General features: G+C 64.4%; 14 protein-coding genes. 6 read left to right on the forward strand and 8 right to left on the reverse strand.

Going from position 1 to position 24,491, the window contains the following annotated elements:
* Nucleotides 1-154: 154 nt before the first annotated feature.
* From fadD32 to ACBG85_RS01245, 3 genes are read left to right on the forward strand one after another with little or no spacing between them, the layout of a single operon-like run.
* Nucleotides 155-2,044: a long-chain-fatty-acid--AMP ligase FadD32 gene (gene fadD32 / locus ACBG85_RS01235; RefSeq protein WP_003943899.1), complete on the forward strand. Its 1,890-nt coding sequence runs from the start codon at nt 155-157 to the stop codon at nt 2,042-2,044.
* Between the two features lie 37 nt (nt 2,045-2,081).
* Entirely contained in the window at nt 2,082-7,025 is a 4,944-nt protein-coding gene (gene pks13, locus ACBG85_RS01240) for a polyketide synthase Pks13 (protein ID WP_042447617.1), read from the forward strand.
* Nucleotides 7,022-8,563, forward strand: coding sequence for an acyl-CoA carboxylase subunit beta (locus ACBG85_RS01245; RefSeq protein WP_003943957.1), 1,542 nt, complete (start codon nt 7,022-7,024; stop codon nt 8,561-8,563). The genes pks13 and ACBG85_RS01245 overlap by 4 nt, the downstream gene beginning before the upstream one ends.
* Here the strand turns inward: ACBG85_RS01245 and ACBG85_RS01250 are convergent.
* Nucleotides 8,560-9,471, reverse strand: coding sequence for a LysR family transcriptional regulator (locus ACBG85_RS01250; RefSeq protein WP_338927026.1), 912 nt, complete (start codon nt 9,469-9,471; stop codon nt 8,560-8,562). The genes ACBG85_RS01245 and ACBG85_RS01250 overlap by 4 nt on opposite strands.
* A gap of 73 nt (nt 9,472-9,544) precedes the next feature.
* Between ACBG85_RS01250 and ACBG85_RS01255 the strand changes: the two genes are divergently transcribed.
* Nucleotides 9,545-10,495, forward strand: coding sequence for a DMT family transporter (locus ACBG85_RS01255; protein WP_372025880.1), 951 nt, complete (start codon nt 9,545-9,547; stop codon nt 10,493-10,495).
* On the opposite strand, the gene ACBG85_RS01260 is transcribed toward ACBG85_RS01255, so the two are convergent.
* From ACBG85_RS01260 to ACBG85_RS01270, 3 genes are all read right to left on the reverse strand, one after another.
* The gene (locus ACBG85_RS01260) at nt 10,492-13,794 is read right to left on the reverse strand and encodes an arabinosyltransferase domain-containing protein (protein WP_030535817.1); all 3,303 of its coding nucleotides are present in this window, start codon (nt 13,792-13,794) and stop codon (nt 10,492-10,494) included. The two genes, ACBG85_RS01255 and ACBG85_RS01260, sit on opposite strands and share 4 nt — an antisense overlap.
* 73 nt (nt 13,795-13,867) lie before the next feature.
* Nucleotides 13,868-17,122 carry an arabinosyltransferase domain-containing protein gene (locus ACBG85_RS01265; protein WP_372027928.1) on the reverse strand — a complete coding sequence of 1,085 codons (3,255 nt, stop codon included), beginning with the start codon at nt 17,120-17,122 and terminating at the stop codon, nt 13,868-13,870.
* An 82-nt stretch (nt 17,123-17,204) separates the two neighbouring features.
* The gene (locus tag ACBG85_RS01270) at nt 17,205-17,474 is read right to left on the reverse strand and encodes a helix-turn-helix domain-containing protein (RefSeq protein WP_003943854.1); all 270 of its coding nucleotides are present in this window, start codon (nt 17,472-17,474) and stop codon (nt 17,205-17,207) included.
* Nucleotides 17,475-17,523: 49 nt separating this feature from the next.
* Between ACBG85_RS01270 and map the strand changes: the two genes are divergently transcribed.
* On the forward strand, nt 17,524-18,288 hold the full coding sequence (gene map, locus ACBG85_RS01275) for a type I methionyl aminopeptidase (RefSeq protein ID WP_029537381.1): 765 nt from the start codon (nt 17,524-17,526) through the stop codon (nt 18,286-18,288).
* Between the two features lie 9 nt (nt 18,289-18,297).
* On the opposite strand, the gene ACBG85_RS01280 is transcribed toward map, so the two are convergent.
* On the reverse strand, nt 18,298-20,130 hold the full coding sequence (locus tag ACBG85_RS01280) for a hypothetical protein (RefSeq protein WP_042921226.1): 1,833 nt from the start codon (nt 20,128-20,130) through the stop codon (nt 18,298-18,300).
* 316 nt (nt 20,131-20,446) lie between these two features.
* On the opposite strand from ACBG85_RS01280, the gene ACBG85_RS01285 reads away from it, so the two are divergent.
* Entirely contained in the window at nt 20,447-21,136 is a 690-nt protein-coding gene (locus tag ACBG85_RS01285; protein WP_037126068.1) for an MspA family porin, read from the forward strand.
* A 21-nt stretch (nt 21,137-21,157) separates the two neighbouring features.
* Here ACBG85_RS01285 and ACBG85_RS01290 read toward each other — a convergent pair whose 3' ends face one another.
* The 3 genes from ACBG85_RS01290 to ACBG85_RS01300 all read right to left on the reverse strand — a co-directional run bounded on the left by ACBG85_RS01290 (nt 21,158) and on the right by ACBG85_RS01300 (nt 24,425).
* Entirely contained in the window at nt 21,158-21,790 is a 633-nt protein-coding gene (locus ACBG85_RS01290) for a hypothetical protein (RefSeq protein ID WP_202022615.1), read from the reverse strand.
* A 99-nt stretch (nt 21,791-21,889) separates the two neighbouring features.
* Entirely contained in the window at nt 21,890-22,498 is a 609-nt protein-coding gene (locus tag ACBG85_RS01295; RefSeq protein WP_003943927.1) for a TetR/AcrR family transcriptional regulator, read from the reverse strand.
* Nucleotides 22,499-22,571: 73 nt separating this feature from the next.
* Complete coding sequence (locus ACBG85_RS01300) at nt 22,572-24,425, reverse strand: galactan 5-O-arabinofuranosyltransferase (protein WP_372027929.1); 1,854 nt, start codon at nt 24,423-24,425, stop codon at nt 22,572-22,574.
* Nucleotides 24,426-24,491 lie beyond the last annotated feature (66 nt).

The following is a 24,491-nucleotide window of genomic DNA, read 5'->3' on the forward strand; positions in this document are numbered from 1 at the left end:
TAACATATCGATGGTTTGGGATCGATGAAGTGATTCAGGTGAGTTGCGCACAAAGTGCGATTCGATTGATCGAAGATGGACCCGAGAGAGCGAAGGAAGTCTGGGGCGCAGGCATGAAAGACAGTGCTTGTGTGATCGCTTCGGAGGAGATGGAATGAACGCGCTGTTCGATGGCTTTCTCGACGAGAAGGGCCAGATCCGCCTGCAACCAGGCTTCACGCTGGTCGACTACGTCGAGCAACACTCGCGTGTCAACGCGGACGAGCTCGCGTATCGGTACATCGACTACTCACGCGAGCGTGACGGTGAAGCCCTGGAGCTGACCTGGGAGCAGTTCGGTGTGCGTCTGCGCGCTGTTGCAGCCCGTCTGCAGCAGGTCACCAAGCGTGGCGACCGTGTCGCGATTCTTGCTCCGCAGGGACTCGACTACGTCATTTCGTTCTTCGCGGCCATTCAGGCCGGTTCCATCGCGGTGCCGCTCTTCGATCCGGACGAGCCCGGTCACACCGACCGTCTTCACGCTGTTCTCGGTGACTGCAAGCCGACTGCGATTCTGACTGCCGCATCGTCGGCAGCCGGTGTTCGACAGTTGTTCCGCTCGCTTCCCGCTGCCGAGCGTCCGCGCATCATCGCCGTCGACGCGATTCCCGACACCGTCGGTGAAACGTGGGTTCGCCCCGACATCGAACTCGACGACATCGCGTACCTGCAGTACACCTCGGGTTCGACCCGAGTTCCCGCCGGCGTGGAGATCACCCATCGTGCTGTCGGAACGAACGCGCTCCAGATGGTCGACTCCATCGAACTCAACGAGGACTCTCGGGGCGTCACGTGGCTGCCGCTGTTCCACGACATGGGCCTGCTGACGGTCATCCTGCCTGCTCTGGGCGGCAAGTACATCACCATCATGAGCCCGCGCGCTTTCGTGCAGCGGCCGTACCGGTGGATCAAGGAACTTGCTGCGGTTTCCGACGGCGCCGGCACCTTTGCCGCCGCTCCCAACTTCGCTTTCGAGCACGCTGCCGCGCGTGGCCTGCCGAAGGACGGCGAGACCCTGGACCTGAGCAACGTCATCGGTCTGATCAACGGCAGTGAGCCGGTCACGACGTCGTCGATGCGCAAGTTCAACGACGCTTTTGCTCAGTACGGTCTGCCCAAGACTGCGATCAAGCCGTCGTACGGCATGGCCGAGGCGACGCTCTTCGTCTCCTCGACCAAGCATTCCGACGAGGCCAAGGTCATCTACGTCGACCGCACGGAACTCAACAAGGGACGCATGGTCATCGTCGACCAGTACTCCGAGAACGCAATCGCGCAGGTCTCCTGTGGGTACGTCTCGCGCAGTCAGTGGGCGGCGATCGTCGATCCCGAGACGCTGACCGAGGTCCCCGACAATCACGTCGGCGAGATCTGGTTGCACGGCGAGAACATCGGTATCGGCTACTGGGGTCGCCCCGACGAGACGGCGGAGACCTTTCACAACAAGCTGGACAATCGGTTGAGCGAAGACAGCCACACCGAGGGCACGCCGGCGGATGCCAACTGGATGCGTACCGGCGACTTCGGCGTCTACGTCGACGGCGAGCTGTACATCACCGGTCGCGTCAAGGACCTCGTGATCGTCGACGGTCGCAATCATTACCCGCAGGACCTCGAGGCTTCGGCTCAGGAAGCCAGCCCGGCTCTGCGCCCCGGCTTCATCGCTGCGTTTGCCGTACCGGCCAACCAGCTGCCGTCCGTCGTGTTCTCCAACACGCACTCGGGTCTGAAGTTCGACGACGACGATTCCTCGGAGCAGTTGGTCATCGTGGCCGAGCGTGCTCCCGGCGCAGGCAAGGCCGATCCGCAGCCGATCGCGGACACCGTGCGTGCGGCGATTTCTTCCCGTCACGGTGTCACGGCCCGAGACATCCTGCTCGTCCCCGCGGGCTCGATTCCGCGTACGTCCAGCGGCAAGATCGCTCGCCGCGCGTGTAAGGCGAGCTATATCGAGGGAACGTTGCGAGGCGGCTATCAGCAGACCGCATTCCCCGATAGCGTTTGAGGAGCAGTCCCTTCATGATCGGTGGCTTGGTGAGTTGATGGTTGAACAAGATGGTGCGCAGAGCAAAGACGTTGTGAGCGAGATGAGTGTCGCGCAGCTGCGTGAGTGGCTTCGCAATTGGATCGCCAACGCGACCGGTCAGCCGGCGGGTTCGATCACGGACGATCGCCCGATGGAAGAGTTCGGGCTCGCCTCGCGGGACGCAGTCGCTCTGAGCGGAGACATCGAGGATCTGCTCGGCGTCACGCTGACCGCCACGGTTGCCTATCAACACCCCACCATCGCTTCGCTGGCTACTCGGATCATTGAAGGTGAGCCCGAGGCGCCGCAGGAGACCGTCGACGCCTCGTACTACGTCTCAGGCGGCACGACGGACGCTCACGACATCGCCATCGTCGGACTGTCCACACGATTCCCCGGTGCCGGGCACACGCCTTCGGACATGTGGGAAATGCTGGCGGACGGACGCGACGGCATCAGCGACCTCCCCGAGGACCGCTGGGCCGAGTTCATGTCGGATCCCGCCATCAAGGCCGCGGTCGAGAACGCGAACACCAAGGGCGGGTACCTCGACGACGTCAAGGGTTTCGACGCCGAGTTCTTCGCGATGTCTCCGCTCGAGGTCGTCAACGTCGATCCGCAGCAGCGCCTCGCACTCGAACTCGCGTGGGAAGCACTCGAGCACGCTCGCATTCCGGCCAGTGGGCTCAAGGGCAAGCAGGTCGGTGTTTTCATCGGCAGTTCCGCCAACGACTACCAGTTGCTCGCGGTCAGTGATCCGACGACGGCGCATCCGTACGCGTTGACCGGAACGTCGACGGCGATCGTCGCGAACCGGGTCTCGTACTTCTTCGACTTCCGTGGACCGTCCATCGCTCTGGACACCGCGTGTTCGTCTTCGCTGGTTGCCGTTCACGAGGCTGTGCGCTCGCTGCGCAGCGGTGACTCCAACATCGCGCTGGCCGGTGGCGTCAACATGCTGCTGGCCCCTCCCGGAACCCTCGGTTTCGATCAGACCGGGATGCTCGCTCCCGACGGAAAACTGCGTGCCTTCTCCGCTCAGGCTCAGGGAATCGTTCGCAGTGAGGGCGGCGGACTCGTCGTGCTCAAGCGCCTCGAAGACGCCGAGCGTGACGGAGATTCCATCCTCGCGGTGATCGCCGGATCCGCGGTCAACCAGGACGGCCGTTCCAACGGTCTGCTCGCACCCAATCCCGATGCCCAGGCCGACGTGTTGCGTTTCGCGTACCGCGACGCCGGAATCTTGCCGACCACCGTCGACTACATCGAGGCGCACGGAACGGGTACCGATCTCGGTGATCCCATCGAGGCCGACGCGCTCAGTCGTGTCGTCGGTCGTGGTCGTGACGAAGACAAGCCGGCTCTGCTCGGTAGCGCGAAGACCAACTTCGGGCACCTGGAAGCAGCTGCGGGCGCCGCCGGCCTGATCAAGGTCGTTTTGGCGATGCAGGAAAACAAGATTCCCGCGACGATCAACTACCTGGGCCCGAACCCGCACATCGACTTCGAGAAGTCGCACCTGCAGGTGACGCCCGAGGCCACCGACTGGCCGCGTTACACCGGCAAGGCTGTCGCCGGTGTTTCCGGTTTCGGTTTCGGCGGAACCAACGCGCACGTCGTGGTCAAGGAATACGTGCCTGCCGAGACGGTAGTCGATGAACCGGTTGTGGATGCCCCGGTGGTCGACGAACCGGCAGCAGAGAACGAGAGCACCGTTGTGCTGGCCGTTTCCGGTGCGCTGCCGTCGCGTCGTCGCCGCGCAGCCGCTGATCTGGCCGACTGGCTCGAAACCGAAGAGGGAAGCAAGACGCCCCTCGCCGACGTCGCCCGCACACTCGCGCGTCGCAACCACGGACGCTCGCGCGCCGCTGTTCTGGCGAAGACGCGCTCCGAGGCCATCAGCTCGCTGCGCGCCGTCGCCGCAGGCAAGCCTGCTCAAGGAGTCTTCTCCGCCGACTCGCCGTCGCCCAAGGGCGCGGTGTGGGTGTTCTCGGGCTTCGGCTCGCAGCACCGCAAGATGGCCAAGCAGCTCTACACGGAGAACTCGGCCTTCAAGGCGGCCGTCGACGAGGTCGACGCGCTGATCCAGGACGAGGCCGGTTACTCGATGGTCGAGATGTTCCTCGACGATTCGATCGAGTACAACGTCGAGACCGCGCAGGTGGGAATCTTCACCATCCAGGTCGGTCTGGCCGCGTTGCTGCGTCACCACGGCGCCGAGGCCGAAGCCGTGGTTCCGCACTCGATGGGTGAGGCCGCTGCCGCGTACGTTTCCGGCGGCCTGAACCTGGAAGACGCTGTCCGCGTGATCTGTTCACGTTCACGGCTGATGGGTGAGGCCGAGGGCGCACTTGTCGGTGACGACATCCGTCTGATGGCTCTGCTCGAGTACAGCGCATCCGAGATCGAGGCGCTACTGCCCACGTACCCCAAGCTCGAGGTCTGTGTTTACGCAGCTCCGACGCACACGGTGATCGGTGGACCACAGCCGGACATCGAGGCGATCGTCGCGGCCGCCGAGGCCGACGGCAAGATGGCGCGTGTCCTGCAGACCAAGGGCGCCAGCCATACTTCGCAGGTAGATCCGCTGCTCGGCGAGCTTGCCGCGGAGTTGGCCGGTATCGAGCCGACCACGTTGAAGCTCGGCGTCTACTCGTCCGTCGACAAGGACACCTTCTACCGTCCCGGTCACGAGCCGATCCATCAAGAGGCGTACTGGGTCAAGGGTCTTCGCCACAGCGTGTACTTCACCAATGCGGTACGCGGTGCAGTTGCCCACGGCCACACCACTTTTGTCGAGCTTGCACCCAATCCGGTGACGCTGATGTCGGTGGCGGCTACCGCTTTCGATTCGGGCCTGCACGACATGGAGCTCATCCAGACGCTCAAGCGTAAGGAAGACGAGTCCGCGGGTGTTCTTGCCGCTCTCGCGCAGCTGTACGTGCACGGCCATGCCGTGAACCTCGAGTCTCTGCTTCCCGCAGGCGATTTCGCTTCGGTTCCGCGTACCGCATTCCTGCGTAAGCCGTATTGGCTCGACATTCGCGTCAGTGCCGGCGGTTCGGCTCGCGTACCCGGTTCGCACGTCGCTCTGCCCGACGGCCGCCACGTGTGGGAGGTCGACGCATCCGCCGTCACCGACCTGGCGGTGCTGGTGAGCGCCGCTGCCGGACAGGTGCTTTCGGATGTCGCTCTCACCGCTGCCGTTCCCCATGGTGAGCTGGCCGGCGCTGCGACCCTGACGACGACACTCAACCCGCATCCGGGTGGAGCGTCGGTGCAGGTGCACGCTCGTGAGGGTGCTATGTTCCGTCTGCTCTTCGACGCCGTCGTCACGTCCGGTGAGCCGCTGCCCGAGCTGGTCGTCAGCGCGCCGGTCAAGACCAGTGCGCCGATGGAATCCCTGGCCGAGGTCGTCGAAGACGCCGGAGACAAGTGGGATCCGAACGGTTCGCAGAGCCTCGACGACCGCCTCAAGATCGTGGTTGCCGAGTCGATGGGGTACTCGCCGGAGGATCTGCCGGCCGAGGTTCCGCTCATCGAACTGGGTCTCGACTCGCTCATGGCGATGCGTATCAAGAACCGCGTCGAGTACGAGTTCGACATTCCGCAGCTCCAGCTCCAGGCAGTCAAGGATGCGAGCCTCAACGAGGTCAACAAGTACCTGCGCTACGCGATCGACAATCGCGAAGAGGTTCAGGCGATGGCCGACAAGCAGGCCGCGGAGAAGTTGGCAGCCGACGCTGCTGACGAGGACGTTGCTCCCGCAGAGGTGGCAGTGGAACTACCTACCACTGCTCCGGTTGCTGCTGCGCCTTCCGATCCTTCTCGAGCCGGAACTGCCGACGACGCAGGCTCGGACGTTCCGCCGCGAGATGCGGCCGAGCGCTTGACGTTTGCGACGTGGGCGGTTGTCACCGGGAAGTCGGCCAAGGGCATCTTCAACGATCTGCCGATCGTCGGTGACGAGGTCGCCGAGAAGCTTGCTGCTCGGCTTTCCGAGCGTGCCGGCGGCGAGATCACTCTCGACGACGTTCTCGACTCCACCACCATCGAAGAGCTTGCGGACGTCGTTCGCCAGTACCTCGAGGACGACGGCAAGATCGACGGACTCGTACGTACTCTGCGTGCCCGTCCCGAAGGTTCCACTGCCGTACCGGTATTCGTCTTCCATGCTGCCGGTGGTTCGACGGTGACGTACGAGCCTCTGCTCAAGCGCCTGCCCGCAGGCACGCCGATGTACGGATTCGAGCGGGTCGAGGGCTCGATCGAAACCCGCGCTGCTGCTTACGTTCCGCTGCTGCGTGAGATCCAGGGCGACGGGCCGTACGTGCTGTGTGGCTGGTCGTTCGGTGGCGTGATGTCGTATGCGGTCGCGAAGTTGCTGCGCGAGCAGGGCGCCGACGTGCGTGTGGTCGGGCTGCTCGACACCGTCATGGCCGGCGAGGTCGTGCCGGACACCGAGGCGGAACGACGCAAGCGTTGGGAGCGCTACGGCAAGTTCGCCAAGCGCACCTACAACCTGGATGTGCCGCTGCCGCTTGACGTTCTGGCTTCCACCGAAGCCGACGAGGATCAGATCCAGATCTTGATGGACATGATCAAGATGAGCGGCGCCAAGATTCCCGGCGGCATCATCGAGCATCAGCGGACGTCGTGGTTGGACAATCGCGCCATCCAGACGGCCGAGTTCAGCAGTTACGACGGCGACGTCGTGCTCTACATGGCTGACAAGTACCACGACGAGCTGATGACGCTCGAGCCTGCATTCAAGACCCGCAAGGCGGATGGTGGCTGGGGTGACTACGTGAAGAACCTCGAGGTCGTCTACATCGGCGGGGACCACCTGCAGATCGTCGACGAGCCGTACATCGCGAAGGTTGCGGCAGACCTCACCACCAAGCTGGCCCAGATCGAGACAGCTCAGACCAAAGCAGCGGAAACCGGAGTTCAGAAGTGACGACAACCACCGCGGAGAAGCTCGCTGAACTCCGCGAAAAGTTGGAGAAGGCAAAGGAACCCGGCTCGGCTCGGGCCATTGCCAAGCGCGATGCAGCAGGGCACAGCACGCCGCGCCAGCGCATCGACATGTTGCTCGACCCCGGTAGCTTCATCGAGATCGGTGCCCTGGTGAAGATGGCGGGCGAGGGCAACCCGTACAGCGACGGCGTCATGACCGGTCACGGAACCGTCGACGGGCGTCCGGTAGCCGTGTTCGCGCACGATCAGACGGTGTTCGGCGGTGCCGCCGGAGAGATGTTCGGCCGTAAGGTCGCAGCTGTCAACGATTTTGCGCTGAAGGTGGGCTGCCCGGTCGTCGGTATCAACGATTCCGGTGGAGCTCGCATCCAGGACGCCGTTTCCTCGTTGGCCTGGTACGCCAACATGGGTTCACGTCAGGAGCCGTTGTCCGGCCTGTGCCCGCAGATCTCGGTCATCCTCGGTAAATGCGCCGGCGGTGCCGTGTACGCCCCGATCAACACGGACGTCGTGGTCGCTACCGAAGAGTCGTACATGTTCGTCACCGGACCCGACGTCATCAAGTCGGTCACCGGCGAAGAGGTCAGCCTCGAGGACTTGGGTGGAGCCCGCAAGCAGGCGGAGTACGGAAACATCCATCACGTCGCTCCCGACGAGAAGGCTGCCTTCGACTGGGTGCGTGAGTACCTGAGCTTCATGCCGTCGTCGTGCCAGGAGAAGGCGCCGCTGATCAACCCGGGCCTCGAACCCGAGATCACCGAGTCGGATCTCGAACTCAATGCGTTCATGCCGGATGCCGACAATGCCGGCTACGACATGCACGACATCATTCTGCGGATCTTCGACGACGGCACTTTCCACGAAATCGGAGCCCAGGTCGCGCACAACGTGATCACCGGATTCTCCCGCGTCGACGGCCTGCCCGTCGGTGTCGTGGCCAACCAGCCCACGTACCTCAGTGGCGCCCTCGACGCGGACAGCTCCGACAAGGCAGCCCACTTCGTGCGCCTGTGCGACGCCTTCAACATCCCGCTCGTCTTCGTCGTCGACACACCGGGCTTCCTTCCCGGCGTCGATCAGGAAAAGGTCGGCGTCATCAAGCGCGGCGGGCGTTTCCTGTTCTCGTACATCGAAGCCACTGTGCCGAAGGTGACCGTGGTGGTTCGTAAGGCGTACGGCGGCGGTTATGCCGTCATGGGCTGCAAGCAGCTCGGTGCCGACATCAACCTCGCGTGGCCGACCGCTCGTATCGCCGTGATGGGCGCCGAGGGTGCCGTCAACATCATGGGGCGGCGTCAGCTCGCCGAGGCCGGCGAGAATGCACCCGCGGTGCGTGCTCAGCTGATCAACTTCTACAACGAGTTCGTCGCGACGCCGTACATCGCGGCCGAGCGCGGATACATCGACGCGGTGATCGAGCCTTCGCAGACGCGTCTCGAGATCCGTAAGGCTCTGAAGTTGCTCGCGGACAAGACGATCTTCAAGAACCCGCGCAAGCACAACTTGATGCCGCTCTAGTTCTTTTTGTCACCGAGGGCGTCGAACTGGCGGCGTAGCGCTTCTATCGCCGCCAGGACGGCCGGCCTTTCGCTGTCTGTCCGCCAGGCGAGGTAAATGTCTCGGCCGAGCGGCGGAACCGTGTCGAGCATTCGAACACCTTCCGGCGGTACAACTCTCGCCAGACGTGGAATCAATGCGACGGCGAGGCCCTGAGCGACGAATTCGACCTGGGTGGGAAACTCGGCGACCTCGTACTCGATTCGTGGGTCGAACCCCTGCGCGCGCAGGGTCCGGACGGTGAAGGTGTGAAAGTCCGTTCCCCGTGTCCACGTCGCCCAGGCATGCTCGGACAGCTCGCTGAGCGCGACGACCTTGTTCTCCGCCAGCGGATCTGACGCCGGGAGAGCGAGCAGCGCCACGTCGTCGTACACGGGCGTGAAGGAGAGTCCGTCGGGAAGTTCGACGGGCAGAGTGCTCCAACTGTCGACCACCACGACGTCGAGGTCGCGGCGAATCAGTGCGGGGAGCAGTTCTTCGGATTCGCCTTCGTTGAAGGTGATTTCGAGCTGCGGGTGCGAATGCCTGATCTCGGCGATGGCTCGCGGCAGCACCGTCCTGCTGGGGGAGACCAGGGCGCCGATACGTACGCGGCCCGTCACCTCGCTCTGCAGCGACGCGATTTCCGCCTCGGCCTGAGCGAGCGTCGAGAGAACCTCTGCGGTTCGGCGCGCGAGGATTCGGCCCGCTTCTGTGAGTCGCACACCGCGGCCCTGCGGTTCGAGGAGCGGAACACCGACCTCGCGCTCGAGCTTGTTCAACTGCTGCGAAATCCCGGACGGTGTGACATGCAAGGTGCGGGCGGCAGCCGCCACTGATCCGTTCTCGGCGACGGCGTGCAGGGCGCGAAGTCTTTCGAGATTCAACACAGTAGTAATGCTACCGAATATACGGTCTGAATATTTGCTTGTGCTGAATAGTTAGCGGCAGGAACATTGTCGAGTGACCACACTGACCCCCGCGACCGCGCAGACACCGACACCCAGCCGAACTCCTCGGGGGCGCATCGACCCTCGACTGCTCGTCGTCGGAGGCGCAGCTGCGATCTCGATCAGTTCGCTCCTCATCAAGCTGGCCGATGTGGGGCCCTCGACCGCCGTCTTCTTCCGTTGCTTCCTGGCCTTGCCGCCGCTGTTGTGGTTGGCGTGGCGGGAGTACCGCCGGGTGGGCAAGCCGAGCCGGCGGGCAGTCGTTCTGCAGGTGCTCGGCGGTCTGCTGCTCGGGCTGGATTTCGCGTTGTGGTCGCAGTCGATTCTGATGATCGGCGCGGGGATGGCGAGCGTCGTCGTGAACGTGCAGGTGGTCGTGGTGCCCGCACTGTCCTGGTTGGTGTTCGGCCATCGGGTGCCGATGCGGTTCGTCTTCGCCCTGCCGTTCATGTTCACGGGAATCGCCTTGGCGGGCGGCGTGTTCGGGGGTGGGGGAACCGGCGACAACTTGCTGTGGGGAACGGGGCTCTCGCTCGTCTCCGGAATCGCCTACGGCGGCTACATCTTCGTGGTCGGCCGGACGGGCGAGGCGGATCGGGCAGCGAGCCAGGTGTTGATCTCGACGACGTCCGCGGGCATCGCCGGGTCCGTCATCGGATCACTGTGGGGCCGGATCGATTTCGTCCCAGGCTGGGAAGCCTTCGGCTGGCTCGCGGCACTGGCACTGGTCGGCCAGGTGTTCGGCTGGATGCTGATGGGGAACTCGCTCCCTCGGCTTCCCGCCGAGGTGGGCGCGACGCTCCTGCTCATGCAACCGGTACTTGCCGTACTGCTGGCGGTCGTGCTGCTCGGCGAACGGCCAGGCGTTGGGCAACTACTCGGGTGCGTCGTCGTTGTCGGAGCGGTCTCTGCCGTCTCCGTACGTCGCACCCGAGCAGTCACCCGAGTAGGTAGCGCAGGCTAGTGCACTCGCATCTCGCCGGGCATCCACATGCCCGAGCGGGTTGCGGTGCCCGTCTCCACCTCTGCCGGAACCGCATTGGGGAAGTACCGGTCGTACCGCTCGAGTGATCCCCAGTCCCGCGCCCAGTCGTCCTTCAGGTACGTAGGAACCGTCGTCGCACCGGCAAGAACCTCGGTGAATCCGAGCGGGCCACCGTTGTCCGCGGACTGCCAGGTGTCGGTGGAACTGACCGCAAGAGGACGGTCCGGGAGGATGCGGAAGTTCGGCATCTCGGCCACGCCGTTCTGATGTGTGAACGGACGTTGGCACGGGAACTGAAGGCCGACAGCCCAGTCCAGGAGCACCGGCTGCTCGTTGCCGATGTACGAGTTCAGGGACTCGAGCTTGGGCACGCGCGGCGGCGTGAATGCCATCCACTGATCGCCCGTGAGGTTGGGATCGAACGCGACCACCCGAACGGCGTCGGCGTCCGGCGCGAGTTCGTCGATCGGGATACGGACGTTGCGCCACGACGGCGCGGGTCCGATGTCTCGCGGCATGTACGAACCCTGAACCTGCACGGTTCCGTCGGGCTGAGTCTTGCCGTACTCGACCAACAGTGACTGGCCGTACGTGATCGCACCCGTGTTGTCGACGGACCACACACGCCCGGCGACGGACATGACCACTAGCGGTGATTCTTCACTGCGAGTGGGCAATCCGTACCAACTCGAGATGAGGGAAGCAGGTTCCTGCACGCCGGGCTGGTAGCTGCCCATGACCGGTGTCTTCGACGGATCGAGGCCGAAGGGGAGCTTGGCCGTGCTGCCGTTGACGCCGACGTTGCCGGTGCCGCCGCTGGTTCCGGCGCCGGAACCGGTGGCGAAGGTGGGACCGACGCTCTGGCTGTCGGTATTACCCATGCCCTGCTTGACTTCGATGTAATCCGCAGTCAGATCGCTGGGAACCCCATTGGGGGAGAAGCCCTTCGAATCAACTCCGGACAACGGATCCTCGGCGTTGAATCCGGGAGCGGTCAGAGGCCGCAGATTCCCGGAATTGACGTCGGTCTCGACCAGAACGTCCTCGGCCATGCCGCAGGTCTTGCCCGCGAGTGCCTCGATGTTGCTTCGGCCCAGCGAGTACGCCGGGTACTGCGACACCGCGCCCTTGAGTAGCGAGAGCACCTCGAACAGGACCATCAGACCGGCAATCACGGTGAGGGGAGCGGCCGCGAACTTGCGAATTCGTCTGCCCTTGGCCGTGTTCGGCTTCTCGGGCGGGGCGGCGAATCCCTCACGCAGGTACTGCCAGGCGGCAAAGGCCAAGGCGAGAGCAAAGAGCGCGAGGAACAGGGTGTTGGATTCACGGCCGTCGTAGGAGATGGTCTTGTCGAACCACGGCACGCCGTAACTCGAGACGTACCAGTAGCCGTTGATGCCGGCGAACGTCAACGCGAGCATCAGGAGCAGTCCGGCCACGAACACCGATCGGTTACGACGCGAGCGCAGGGCGGACGCGGACACGGCCACGGCGGTCAGCGCGGCGAGAGAACCGGCGATGCCCGCGTACGCACCGAAGTGGTGAGTCCACTTGGTGGGGTTGAACATCATCAGGAACATCGTGCCGAAGACGACGCCGACCAGGCGCCACGACGGACCGGTTGCCGCGCCGGGGACGCGGCCGCGGCGCAACAACACGAAGAGCGTCGTGAAGAGGCACAGGATCATCGTCAAGAACGCGAAGCGTCGGGCAACCGAGCCGTCGACCGTCTGGACGAAGAGGTAGTAGTAGCGCAGGAAGTCCTGGTACCACTCGAGATTGGGGCCGATGATCGTTCGGACGCGCGTGGCCTCCATGACACCGGCAAAGGTCTGGTCGGCGAAGATGACGACCAGCACGATGGTTCCGGCAGCGGCGATCGGAGCGAGAAGCGGCAGGGTGCCGACCAGTCGGTGACGCTTGACGACGATGCGCACCAACGGGCGCACACCGGCGAGAAGGGCTGCGATACACATCAATCCGGTGGGTGCGGCGGCAAGAGTGAAGGCGCCGATCAAGATTGCCGTGGCCGCGGGCAGCAGACGTCCGGTGGCGATGGCGCGCTCGATGGAGCACCAGGTGAGCAGTGCGCCGAGAGCCACGATGGGTTCGGGGCGAAGACCGTTGTTGTACGCCAGCCAGAAGGACAGGAACACCAGCCCGCCGGTCCAGAGGGCGACGTTGCTCCGGCGAACCGCCCGCCCGAGACGCGGGACGACCTCGCGGCTGATGACCATCCAGCAGAGGATTCCGGCGAGCAGAGCGGGCAGACGCATGAACGGGCTCGCCGTCGAGATCTTCGCCATCACGGCCAGGACTTCGTAATACCAGCCGAACGGGGCCTCCGGAACGCCGAACCAACGGAAGTAGTTGGCCATGTATCCCGCGTCCGGTGAGACTCGGGCCATGGTGAGGAGGTAACCGTCGTCGGCGGTGTTCGCGCCGATGAAGTGCCACACGACGAGTGTGCCGACCACCACTCCGTCGATACCGGAGAACTTCCACCAGCGTGCGGGCAGGAAGCGTCGGTGCTTGCGGCCGTCGGTGCCGTCGAGGCGAGCCAGGGCGACCAGCGCGACGATGGTCGAGAGGACGGCCACGATCATCGCGACCAGCTTCAAGACGCTGGGGCTCGAGGAGAAACGTGAGTCGATCGTCATCGAGAAGCCGAGGCCCTCGGGGGCAGCGCCGTCGGGCAGGTCGCTGAAGACGCCGACCACCTGCGGGCGGAAGTCACCGTCGAGCTGGCCACGAATCGGGTTGCCGTCGGGATAGGTCAGTCCGACGAACTCTGCCGTGGTTCGGTTGACGTCAGAGCTGAACGCGATGGCGCCACAGCGACTGGACTCGACGTCCTCGCGTGCCGCCGAAGCGACGACGACGTTGCGATCGAGCACGTCGACGCTCGTCGCGGACACCCGGACGAACATCGACGACAGTGCCGCGCCGTCGCCCTGTGCAGGTGCCGTCGACAGCAAGATGCCGCCGCCCTCCGGCAGCGAGCTGACCGCGGTACAGGGGATCGATGCGTTGACGTCGATGGGAACCTGCGCCATCAGCGGTGCCTCGACGTCTCCGATCACGCCGTTCTGCGGCCAGTTGACCGAAGCCGTCGTCTGCACGACGGGAAGCAGCGGAGTTGCCAGTGCGAGCACGAAGCCGAGCAAGCCGGCGATGATCGCGACCCATCGCGTGCGATGGAAACGCTCGCGGGCATCCTGACCAGCAGGAGGCGGCGAACTCGAAGTCTGAGGTGAAGCTGTCACGGCGTCGGGCACGGCTACCGATGGTATGTCAGGGCTGAGCGTGGACCTACCGTGCCTGGGTGGTTGGTAGGTCCACGCGTAACAGTTACGACTGGTAACGAATCGGGCCCGGTGTCCAGGTGCCCGATCGGGTCTCTGTGGTGACGTTCATTTGCGCGGGAACCGCGTCCGAATCGAGCGGTGTGTACTGCTCGAGCGATCCCCAGTCACGATCCCAGTCGTTGTCCAGATAGGTCGGCAATGCCCTGGCCGAGAGCAGTTCGGTAGTCCAGCCGAGCGGTCCGCCGCCGTAGTGGTCCTGCCAGGCGTTGGTGGACTCCGCGCCGATGCGGTCGGGCAGGATGCGCCAGTCGGGGATCTCGGCGACGCCGTACAGGTGATCCACCGGACGTTGGCACGGGAAGGCCAGACCGACAGCCCAGTCCATCAGCACCGGGTCGGTGGATCCGGCGACGTCCTGCAGCGTGCGCATGGTCGGCACTCGTGGCGGTGTGACCGCCAGCCACTGGTCGGCGCTGATGTCGGTGTCACTGGCCACCAGACGCACGGTGTCGGCGTCGGCGGGCAGCTGATCCATCGGAACGCGCAGGTTGCGCCACGACGGCGACGGGCCGATGTCGATCGGATCGACACGTCCCAGTGCGTCGACGCTCCCGTCTGCCTGCTTCTTGCCGTACTCGACCTGCAGCACTGCGCCGGGGGTGACGATGCCGTCGGAGTTGACGTAGCGGATGCGTCCGGCGGCCGCGACGGTCAGGAGCGGTGCGGCGTCGTTGCGCTCGGGGAGTGAATACCAACCGGTGGTCAGTGACGCGTTCTGAGGTGCTCCGTAACTACCGAGCACCGGGGTTTTTGCGGGGTCGAGCCCGAACGGGAGCGCGACGTTGCTGCCGTTGACGCCGGCCGTCGACTGCGAGCCACCGGCGGTGCCGGATCCGGTTCCCGGCGTGGTGGTGCCGGACTGCGAGGTCGAGGTGTCGAGGCTGTTTGCACTGCCTGCCGTCGAGTCTTCTGCGTCGGCCGTGAGGTCGCCTGCAACCCCGTCCGGCGAGAACCCGGTTGATTCGCTCGCACCGAATGCACCCGCGCCGGCGAGATCGGTGGGCCGATCCGTCAATTGCAGAACGCCGGCGTTCGGATCGGACTCGACGAGTACCTCACCCGCGAGACCGCAGCTTCCGCCGAAGACGGATTCGATGTTGGACTTGCCGATCGAATACGCGGGGTACTGCGCGACCGCGCCCTTGAGCAGGGACAGCACCTCGAACAGCACGACCGCTCCGGCCGCGATGGTCAACGGTGACGGGGCGAGAAGGCGAAGTCGCCTGGTCTTCTTGACGCTGTCCTCTGTGCCGTTTCGCCGGCGCGGCTCCATGACGTGGTACCACGCGGCCAGCAGCAGCGCGAGAATCGTGAGGCCGAGGAAGGCCGTCGAGAATCCCTTGCCGGCGATTGACGGCGGCTTGTCCCACCACGGGACGCCGTAACTCGAGACGTACCACCAGCCGTTGGAGCTCGTGAACGCCACAGCGAGGATGAACAGGATGCCCGCGGCGAACAGCGCGCGGTTTCGTTTGGAACGCATGCTCGAGGCACTCACACCGACGGCGGCGAGGACGGCCACCGTGGCGGCCAGACCGGCGTACACACCGAAGTGGTGAGTCCACTTGGTGGGGGTGAACTGCATCAGGAGCAGCGACGCGAACACGATCCCGAGGATTCGGCGCGAGGGCCCGATAGCGGTGCCCGGGATCCGGCCCTTGCGCAGGATCATCATGACGCAGAAGACGAGTCCGACGATCATGACGAACATGCCGAAGCGGCGGGCCAGTGAGCCGTCGGGGGAGATGGTCATCAGTGCGTCCCAACGTAACCGTTCCTCGAACCACGGAACGTTCGGCCCGACGGCCGTTCGCACTCTGGTCGATTCGAGAACTGTCGCGAGGGTTTGATCTGCGAAGACCGCGACGAGCACCACGGTTCCGGCGGCGAGAATCGGCATGATCTGGGACAGGAAGCCGACGCGTTTGCCGCGGGCGATCAGGATCTGCAGGATCGGCCTGGCTCCGGCGATCAGCGCGCCGATGGCGATCAGCCCGGAAGGCCCGGCGGCCAGCGAGAATGCGGCGATCAGCACGGCCATCGCGGCGGGCAACAGACGTCCGGTGGCGATGGCGCGTTCGATGGAGCACCACGTGAGCAGAGCGCCGAGGGCGATGATGGGCTCGGGACGCAGGCCGTTGTTGTACGGCAGCCAGAAGGCGAGGAACACGAGCCCGCCGGTCCAGATGGCAACCTTGTTGCGGCGCACCGCAACACCGAGTCGCGGTATCACCTCGCGGCTGATCACCATCCAGCACAGAATGCCGGCGATCAGCGCGGGCAGGCGCATCCACATGCTCGCGGTGCTGACCTTCGCGAACAGCGCCAGCACGTCGTAGTACCAACCGAACGGCGCTTCGGGGACTCCGAACCAGCGGAAGTAATTGGCCATGTACCCGGAGTGCTCCGAGACTCGGGCCATGCCGAGCAGGTAACCGTCGTCGGAAGTGTTGGCGCCGAACACATGCCACAGCGCCAGCGTGCCGATAACCAGGGCGTCGATGCCGGTGAACTTCCACCATCGCGCCGGCAGGAACCGCCGCGCACGACGGCCGTCGACGCCGTCGATCCGGTGCAGTGCGTACAGCGAGACGATGGTCGAGAGTGCCGCGACGATCATCGCGAACAGTTTGAGAAGTGTGGGGCTGGACGAGAACCGGGAGTCGACGTCCATGTGGGCGGACAGTCCGGCGGGCGCTGCGCCCTGCAGGTCGGTGAAGATGCCGACAACCTGTGGGCGGTAGTCACCGGTCAGGGTGGTGCCGACGCCGTCGATTCCGGTGACCGCCGCGACGGTCTGCTCGGAGTTGGTCGTGATGGTGATCGCCGTGCACCCGCTCAGTTGATCGAGCGGGGTCGAGATCAGCACCGAATCACGGGTGAGTGCTTCGAGGCGGTCGGCAGTGGTGCGGACGGTGAGGCCGCGGGCGTTTCGGTCCGGCGCACCGTTCGGCATGGTCGAGAGCAGTGTGCCGCCGCTGCCGCCCAACTGGCCGAGGGTGGAACAGGGGATGCTGATGTCGAGCGATGTGGGCGAGTAGGAGATCAGCGGCGACGAGACGCTGTTGACGGTCCCACCCTGCGGCCAGTCGATGCTCGCGGCTTCCTGCTTGACGGGCAGGAAGGGCGTCGCGAGTGCAAGAAGCAGGCCCAGAAGGCCGGTGACTATCGCGATGAGTCGTGCCGTCCGGACTCGCTGGGAATCCGATTCTCGGGGAGCTTCGGGGCCAGTGGGCACGGGTTTCGGGGGCACTACTACTTCAGACGGCACAAGGAACGATGTTAGGCGAGTGCGGGCCCGCACATCCTGAGAGAACTACTCAGGATGCAACTTCCTGTTCGGATTGTGGTGTTTCAAGTGTTCGGGCGATGGTGTCGAGTGAAATACCCAACACTTCCGCGACCGCGCTGATGGTGAAGAAGGCAGGTGTCGCGATGCGGCCGGTTTCGATCTTGCGCAGAGTTTCGACCGAGATGCCGGCGTCGAGCGCTACCTGAACCATGCTTCGGTCCCCCCGCGCCGATCGCAGGAGTTCACCCAGTCGTAGTCCTCGTTCGAGTTCTTCCGCCGTCAGCGGCACGCGCACCATGTGCTTATAGTAATACCGGTATAGTTATTCGACAAGGAAGGTGTTCGAGATGGTCGAAATCAAGACCGCAGGGGAAATCGACGCGATGGCGGCGGCGGGGAGAATCACCGCGCAGGCGCTGGCTGCGGCGCGTGAGGCGGCGAGCGTCGGAGTGACGTTGCTCGAATTGGACGCCGTTGCCGCGGAGGTCATTTCGGCTGCCGGCGCCTCGGCGCTGTTCTTGAATTATCGGCCGGCGACGGCGCCGATACCCTTTCCCGGTGTGGCCTGTATCAGCGTGAACGATGCTGTGGTGCACGGTATCCCGAATGGGTACCGACTCCGTGACGGTGACCTGATCAGTATCGACTGCGGTGCGAGACTCGACGGCTGGTGCGGCGACTCCGCCATCAGCTTCACCGTCGGACAGGGAAGTAGTGAGGATCAGGCACTGATCGACGCGACCGATGAGGCACTAGCCCGTGGCATTGCCGCCGCCCAGCCCGGAAACCGATTGGGCGACATCGGTGCCGCGATCGGACAGTACGCGCGCGGCCTCGGATACGGAATGCTCGCCGATCACGGTGGGCACGGCATCGGCCGCGAGATGCACGAAGGCCCGGACGTGCCCAACGAAGGCCGAGCAGGCAAAGGCTTCCGGCTACGGCCCGGCCTGGTCATCGCCATCGAACCGATGCTCATCGCCGACGGAACCGACGACTACCGGCACGACGCCGACGGGTGGACCCTTCGCACCGTTTCGGGCGCCCGGGCTGCGCACAGTGAGCACACGGTCGCGATCACCGAAGACGGTCCGGTGATCATGACCCGCTGATCAACCCGCTCAGCTCTGGTTGGAGGTCTTGCCGCTCACGAGGTCTCGTACGTCCCACACCCACACGTCGTCGACGCGCTTGGCGTCGAAGCCGACCAGTTCGTCGACCGTGTGGCGCAGGGCGTCGTCGCCGGAGAATCGGGGAAGCACCAGTACGTCGGCGTGCCAGTACCGCAGGTCGGTCAGTGCGTTCGCTCTGGTGCCCACGTCGATCAACGGGACCTTGCCGGTTTGTTTGGCATTGACCAGCAGGGTCGAGGTGGGCCGGGACTCGGCGCCGTAGATTCCGGCGCGGGTCTTCGAATCCGGGCCGACGAAGTACCCGCCGGCGATGGGGAAGCCGAAGTCGGCGTCGACCTGCCAGCTCAGTGCGCGGGCGTCTTCGGCGCTCGCGACGGGAACCGTCACCAGGGTGCCGTCGCTGACGTAGTTCTCCCACGAGCCGCTGGTGATGAATTCGGGCGTCGCAGATCGCTGATCGGCGTCGATGGGGGTCGGGATCAGGGGAATCATCGCGACGGCGAGAGCCACCAGCCAGACACCGGCTGCCGTGCGGCGCGGTCCACGAAGTTCGACAAAAGCGCGGTAGGTGCCGAGGGTGAGCAGCAGCCCGATCGCCGGAATCGCGCCCATCGCGAATCGGGATTCGAGCACCGATTCGAACAACGGCAGGTCGGCGAGGAGTTTCCACGGCAGAGTGATGCCGGTCTTGTCACCGTCGATGGTCAGTTCGGAACCGAGTGAGAGCACACCCATGACCACGATCACGGCGGCAGCCGCGCGGGTCAGGCGGATGCGCCACAGCCACACCGTTGCACCGAGAAGCAGGAGCACCAGCGGCCATCCGAAGTACGCGTTCTCCTCGGTCGGGTTCATTCGGAACTCCGCGCCCTCGGGGTCGCCCGCAACCGATTCGGTCGGGAACGTGGTGAGTGCAGCGGTGTCGTTGCCTGCCTGACCGTGTGAGACGCCGTCGTAGCTCGCTGGGCCGAAGAACTGCGACCACAGCGGCACCGCAGTGATCAGGAGTGTGACCGCGCCGCCGATCACGAGGCCGGGCATCGCGCGCTTGATCGCCTGGCGCGACTTGGCCAGGCCGGGCAGTGCATAGGCGGCGCCGAACACCATGGCTGACATCGTGAAGATGAGGAGCGGTTCTTCGCCGAGGAAGATCTGCCAGGCGACGAGTAGGCCGAGGACGACACCGTCGCGAACCGGACGCTTGCCGTTCGAAATGCGCACTACCTGCAAGAATATGAACGGAAGTACGAAGAACGCGACGAAGTTCGGGTGGCCGTTGGCATGCGAGATCATGGCGGGCGCGAATCCGCAGAACCCCGCTCCGACGGCGGCGGCGACCTTGGAGCGGACGGAGACTCCGGTCAGTACGTGCCGCGAGAATGCCCAGTACCAAGCGATGGCGGTGCCGCCGAGGCCGGCGGTCAGCCCGATCGCATACGTGGCGGTCGGTCCGAAGATCAGCGTGATCGGGGCCAACGGGATGCTGATGCCGAACATCGCGGTATTGGCCATCAGGTTCACGCCGAGTGGGTAATTCTGCAGGTCACTGAACAGTGGGCTGCGGAACTGGGCGAGGGCGTGAGCGGTATCGGCGAAGAACCATTCCCACATGGCCTGGTCGCGGCCCGCGTTGAACAGATAGCCGGACTGCAGGTCGCTCCACAGGTTCGACATCACGTAGATCGCCGCAACGGTGAACGTCGCCATGATCGCGAGGTCGACAAGACGCCCGCGCTGGACGACCGAGCGCCGCACTGCTGAACGGACTCGCCCTGGACGTGCTTCTTCGAGCAGTTGGACGTCGGGCAAGGTCTCGGTCATGCAGTCGGTGCCTTTCGGTTCTGGCGCCCATCCCTGAAGTGGCGATCTCAGAAGTTCGGGGTGGCCTACTTAGGTCTCGATTCGATAACTTCCACTGTCAGAGTAACGAACAAAACGGTTCGCGTCCGCGAGCGGGCGCAGTCAGCGGGACAAATCGGTCCGCCCGACTTGTCCGGAAAGTAATGTTTTCGTGCACCGTTTGACGGGTTCGTGACCGGGGTATCGCAACAAGGATCTTGCTCGCGTTTGTTCAGGCAGCCCCGACGAATCCCATCCTCGACGAAGAGTTGGAACCTACGTCCGGGGCCTATACCGGATGGGATGGTGCTTGTGCATGTCGAAGACAGCAGTTCGTAGTAGCGCAGTAGGAGCAGTGGCCCTGTTGGCCGTTGTCCTGGGGGGTGGGACGGCGTCGGCAGGCGTTGACAACACCAGTTCGATCACCGACGTCAAAGGGAATCGGATAGAAGTCTTCCAGGCTGATACCGCTATCCATGTCTTTCCGCCTCTCGACAGCTCACCGCTGAGTGTCGAGTTCTTCCACGACGGGGTTGCCGGCGTGAAGATCGACGGGCCGGACGCGGCAAGCTTCACCGGAACGAAGCTGACGATCGGTTATCAGATCGGTTACCCGATCGCGTTAACCGGCGCGACGGTCGTTCTCAACAGTCCTGGTCTCGACTGGGCTGTCGAGAGTGGAACCAACCTCGGGATCGGCCTGGTTCCGGACTTCGAACTGGGACTGGACATATCGAACGGGTTCGTCATCGGTGGTGACATCATTCCTTCGCAGGAACTTGACGTCGATCTGGCGCCGGGCGGTATCACCGACGTCGCACTGCTCGAAGATCAGGAGTTCGACGGTCCCGAAGCCGCTGTCCGTCTGTCCGGAGTTCACGGTTATGTACAGGGAGCAATCGGTCCGGTGACCATCAGGCCGTACGCGAAGGCTGTCACGTCGAATGGCGATACCGTCGTCACTTACGGTGTACCGCAGAGGCTTTAGCGAAAGCGGATGCTCCCGCCGTCACGCTGCAACAGCGTGATGGTGGGAGTTTTCCGCGTTCCGTGTGGTCGAATCGGCGCCACGAATCGGCGAAGCGTCTGCCCAGTGGGCACTACGGGAAACACTGACGAGTTTCGCGACCAACCGTGCCGCGATCCACACGAGGTACACGGCGGTGATCAGAAGCAGAAGTGCCCAGTCGTGCGCGAAGAATCCGACTATCCCGCCGATCGTGAACGCGAGGGCGACGAAGACGACCCGTCCGCCCACGTCGGTCTCGACCAGATACTCGGGTTCGATCGGATCGTCGGGTTCACTCGATTCATCGACGTCCTCGGATGACTCGGCCCTGGACTTCTCGTGGTGTTCGGTGGGGATCTCGAGTAGCTCGCCCCATTCGAGCACCGCAACAGTGTGCGCGGTGTCGGTCGGGATCGCGCGGTAGTCGCGGGACTCGGACACGTCGATGAGAGCCCTTGCCAGAGTGAGTACTTCGATGCGATTGCGAATCGCGACGCTCAACACTTCATGGAAAGCCTGTTCGCGCCCGAACGGTTTGCCGCGCGCAATGACCAGAACATGCTCTGCGGAATCGAGAACTGCACGATGCGGTACAAGCTCGCGGCTTTGCGCAACGAGTTCGCTCACTGTCATCACCTACCCCGCCGGTGGTTGATGCGGCCGTTTGCTCGACTGCGCTTGGAGGGGCTGAGTACCCCGGCAGTTTCGGAAACAAACTCGCCGGACAGCGTGTCAGATTTGCGCAGCCGGGGCCGAGAGTGCTCCGAGGCAACTTTCGATCAGGTCGGCAACGATCACGTGAGCACGTTCGCGGCTGTCGACGCGGCCTTCCCACGTGGCAAAAGTGACGACGGTGAGCACGGTCAGAGTTCCTGCCCGAAGTTCGGCGATCTCTGCCGGTAACGAGGACGCAGCGACTATCCGCCGCTGAACTTCGCGGAAACTCTCGGCCTGCATGTGGTCACGGATAGTCGACGACATCGCCGGGTCGAAGATCGACTGCACCAGGAACCGCGCGTACAACGTGCCCTCGCGGTAGATGGTCTGTTCCGCCAACGGCAGGACGAGAGCCTCGACGAGGGCACGCATCGTCGGTGGATTCGCGTCGAGATCGATCGTGTCGAGCAACTCACGACGACGCTCACCGGCAGGTCGCATTCTGGACTCGACGACGGCCGCCAGCAAACCTTCACGTGACCCGAAGTGATACTGCGCAGCCGATTTGTTGGCCTGCCCGGCTTCGGTCTGAACATCACGAAGAGTCAGAGCGGCCAGACCTCGCTCGGCAACCAGACGCTCGGCTGCATCGATCATCGCCGCTCGGGCATCGGTTCGGGGCACGGTATGAAGTTAGGGGTGCGTCGGGGTCGCGTCAACGACCCCGACGGTAAGCCTTTTGTGACGTATCTCCTGGTTAGATTGCGTCAGAGCGGGTAGCGACCACAAACGGCCCCTGCTCGGTCACGGTGAAACGAGGATCGTCGAACAGTTCCTTGGGGAACGTGACCGTGTAGCGGCGGACGTTCGGGTCGTTGGGGTAGACGTCCTCTGCCAACCGCAGCGTGTACCCGTCGGCGCCCTGGCGGAAGACGAAGGCGTCGGGGCTGCGCCACGGCGCCGAGTCCAGCGCAGTTACCAGTTCGTCAGGCGTCTTCAGCTCCGACCACTGCTCGATCAGCGCAGCGCGCGCACGGAAATCGGCGAGCGGGTTCGCGTAGTGCGACGTCAGTCCTTGAAAGCCGAAGTACGGGTAGAAGCTGAGGAAGCCGATGTCGGCAGTGAGGACCACCGTGTCATGGGGTTCGCGTCCCAACTGCTCGCGAATGATCCGGTCGATGTCGGCGTAATTGGCTTCGGCACCCGGGGGTCGCTTGTCCCCGCGCTCGCCGTTGCCGTCGGTATCGCTGTATGCCACAGCGATATCCGGCGCCAGCACCTGCGGGATGTTCTGCGCGAAGGCGATGGCTCCGATGACACCGAGTGCAACCAGTACCGCTTTGACGCGAGGATTTTCGCTGGTGGCCAGCACGATCCAACCGGCGAACTCGAAGAAACCGAACACACCGGCGGCGGCAAGGAGTCCGATCAGGACCGGCTCCAGTCGGAAACCGAGGAGCGTACTGCCGGCGACGGTGAACGTCATGGACAGCAATGCCCACAGGTACACGGCAATGACACCGATACCGAGTGCTCGGGCGCGGCGGGAGAACAGGAACCGCGAAATCAGCCAGATCGTGCCGAGTAGGCACAGTCCACCGACGAGGGTGAAGCTCAGCATCGGGAAGGGCAGTACCGCACCGGAATCGGGGAGGTAGTGCATTGCGGTGCCGGACTCTGCGGTGGCACCGGAGAGTGCCTTCAGCAGGTACGGCGTCCAGACGGTCAGAGCCACCAGGCCGGAGATCACGGCGATCACGGCGAGCCTGACGAGGGGTCCCAGTGCGGCTTTCCACGTGTTCTGGGCGCGTGCGGCAAGTACTGCGGCAACCAAGGCCATCAGAGTCACTGCGAACGCGGCGAACCCGAGATAGAGCGTGTAGACCGTTGCGGCGAAACCGAGGAACAGGCCGGTTCCGAGTATTGCGCCGGCTCCGGCAAATCGAGATGCCCCCGGCCGGTCCAATGCGCCCCACGCGAGGATCAGCACCGGCGGGATCAGGAGGTTGATGACGGCGCCGTACGCCTCGGGGGAGTTGTACGCCAACACGACGGCAGTGACGGCCAAGGCCGCGACGACGGCCCAATCGCGTCGAATCAGCTTGGTCCACAACACGAGTGCAACGACGGCGACGACAGCCAACGAGCCGATCGCGTAGGGCTTGAAGGCTTCCCAGCCGTCCATTCCCAGCAGGTTCGCGACGCGTCCACCGATCCAGAACCAGCCGGCCGGGTAGAACGGCGGCAGATCCACGTACGTCATGTCCTGCAGCGCGGCAGAATCCGTCAGCCGGGTCAGGTACTCGGTCCGGAACTGCTGATCGACCGAGACGCCGTGCAGATACAGACTCGTCGCGGCCAGGGGAAGTCCGAGCGTCGTGGTGACGAAGCCGGAGAGCCCGGCCCACGAGAGGAGTTTTGCGACCCGCTCGGCCTTGCGGGCGCGGAACATCAGAACCGCAACACCGACCACTGCGATGCAGAGCACCTGCAGCACCGTCGTGACGGCCTGCGTGACATTGGAAGAGGTGAACGCCGGCCACTGCACTCGGCCGAAAGCAAAGAGCCCGACAGCGGCTACAACAGCGGCGACCAGCGCTCCGAGGGCCATTTCCACCACCGTCGCCGCGGCATTACGCCACGGCGACGGGGTCGAAAGGTCTGTACTCGGAGCAGT

Origin of the sequence: Rhodococcus sp. NyZ502 (genome assembly GCF_041464245.1) — a bacterium.
In the GTDB taxonomy this organism is placed as follows: Bacteria; Actinomycetota; Actinomycetes; order Mycobacteriales; family Mycobacteriaceae; genus Rhodococcus_F; species Rhodococcus_F qingshengii.

What these genes read in the sequence shown, in the direction of transcription:
- fadD32 (WP_003943899.1), top strand. Translation starts at nt 155, where the DNA reads ATGAACGCGCTGTTCGATGGCTTTCTCGACGAGAAGGGCCAGATCCGC.
- pks13 (WP_042447617.1), top strand. Translation starts at nt 2,082, where the DNA reads ATGGTTGAACAAGATGGTGCGCAGAGCAAAGACGTTGTGAGCGAGATG.
- ACBG85_RS01270 (WP_003943854.1), bottom strand. Translation starts at nt 17,474, where the DNA reads ATGGTGCGCGTGCCGCTGACGGCGGAAGAACTCGAACGAGGACTACGA.
- map (WP_029537381.1), top strand. Translation starts at nt 17,524, where the DNA reads ATGGTCGAAATCAAGACCGCAGGGGAAATCGACGCGATGGCGGCGGCG.
- ACBG85_RS01280 (WP_042921226.1), bottom strand. Translation starts at nt 20,130, where the DNA reads ATGACCGAGACCTTGCCCGACGTCCAACTGCTCGAAGAAGCACGTCCA.
- ACBG85_RS01285 (WP_037126068.1), top strand. Translation starts at nt 20,447, where the DNA reads ATGGGATGGTGCTTGTGCATGTCGAAGACAGCAGTTCGTAGTAGCGCA.
- ACBG85_RS01290 (WP_202022615.1), bottom strand. Translation starts at nt 21,790, where the DNA reads ATGACAGTGAGCGAACTCGTTGCGCAAAGCCGCGAGCTTGTACCGCAT.
- ACBG85_RS01300 (WP_372027929.1), bottom strand. Translation starts at nt 24,425, where the DNA reads ATGGCCCTCGGAGCGCTGGTCGCCGCTGTTGTAGCCGCTGTCGGGCTC.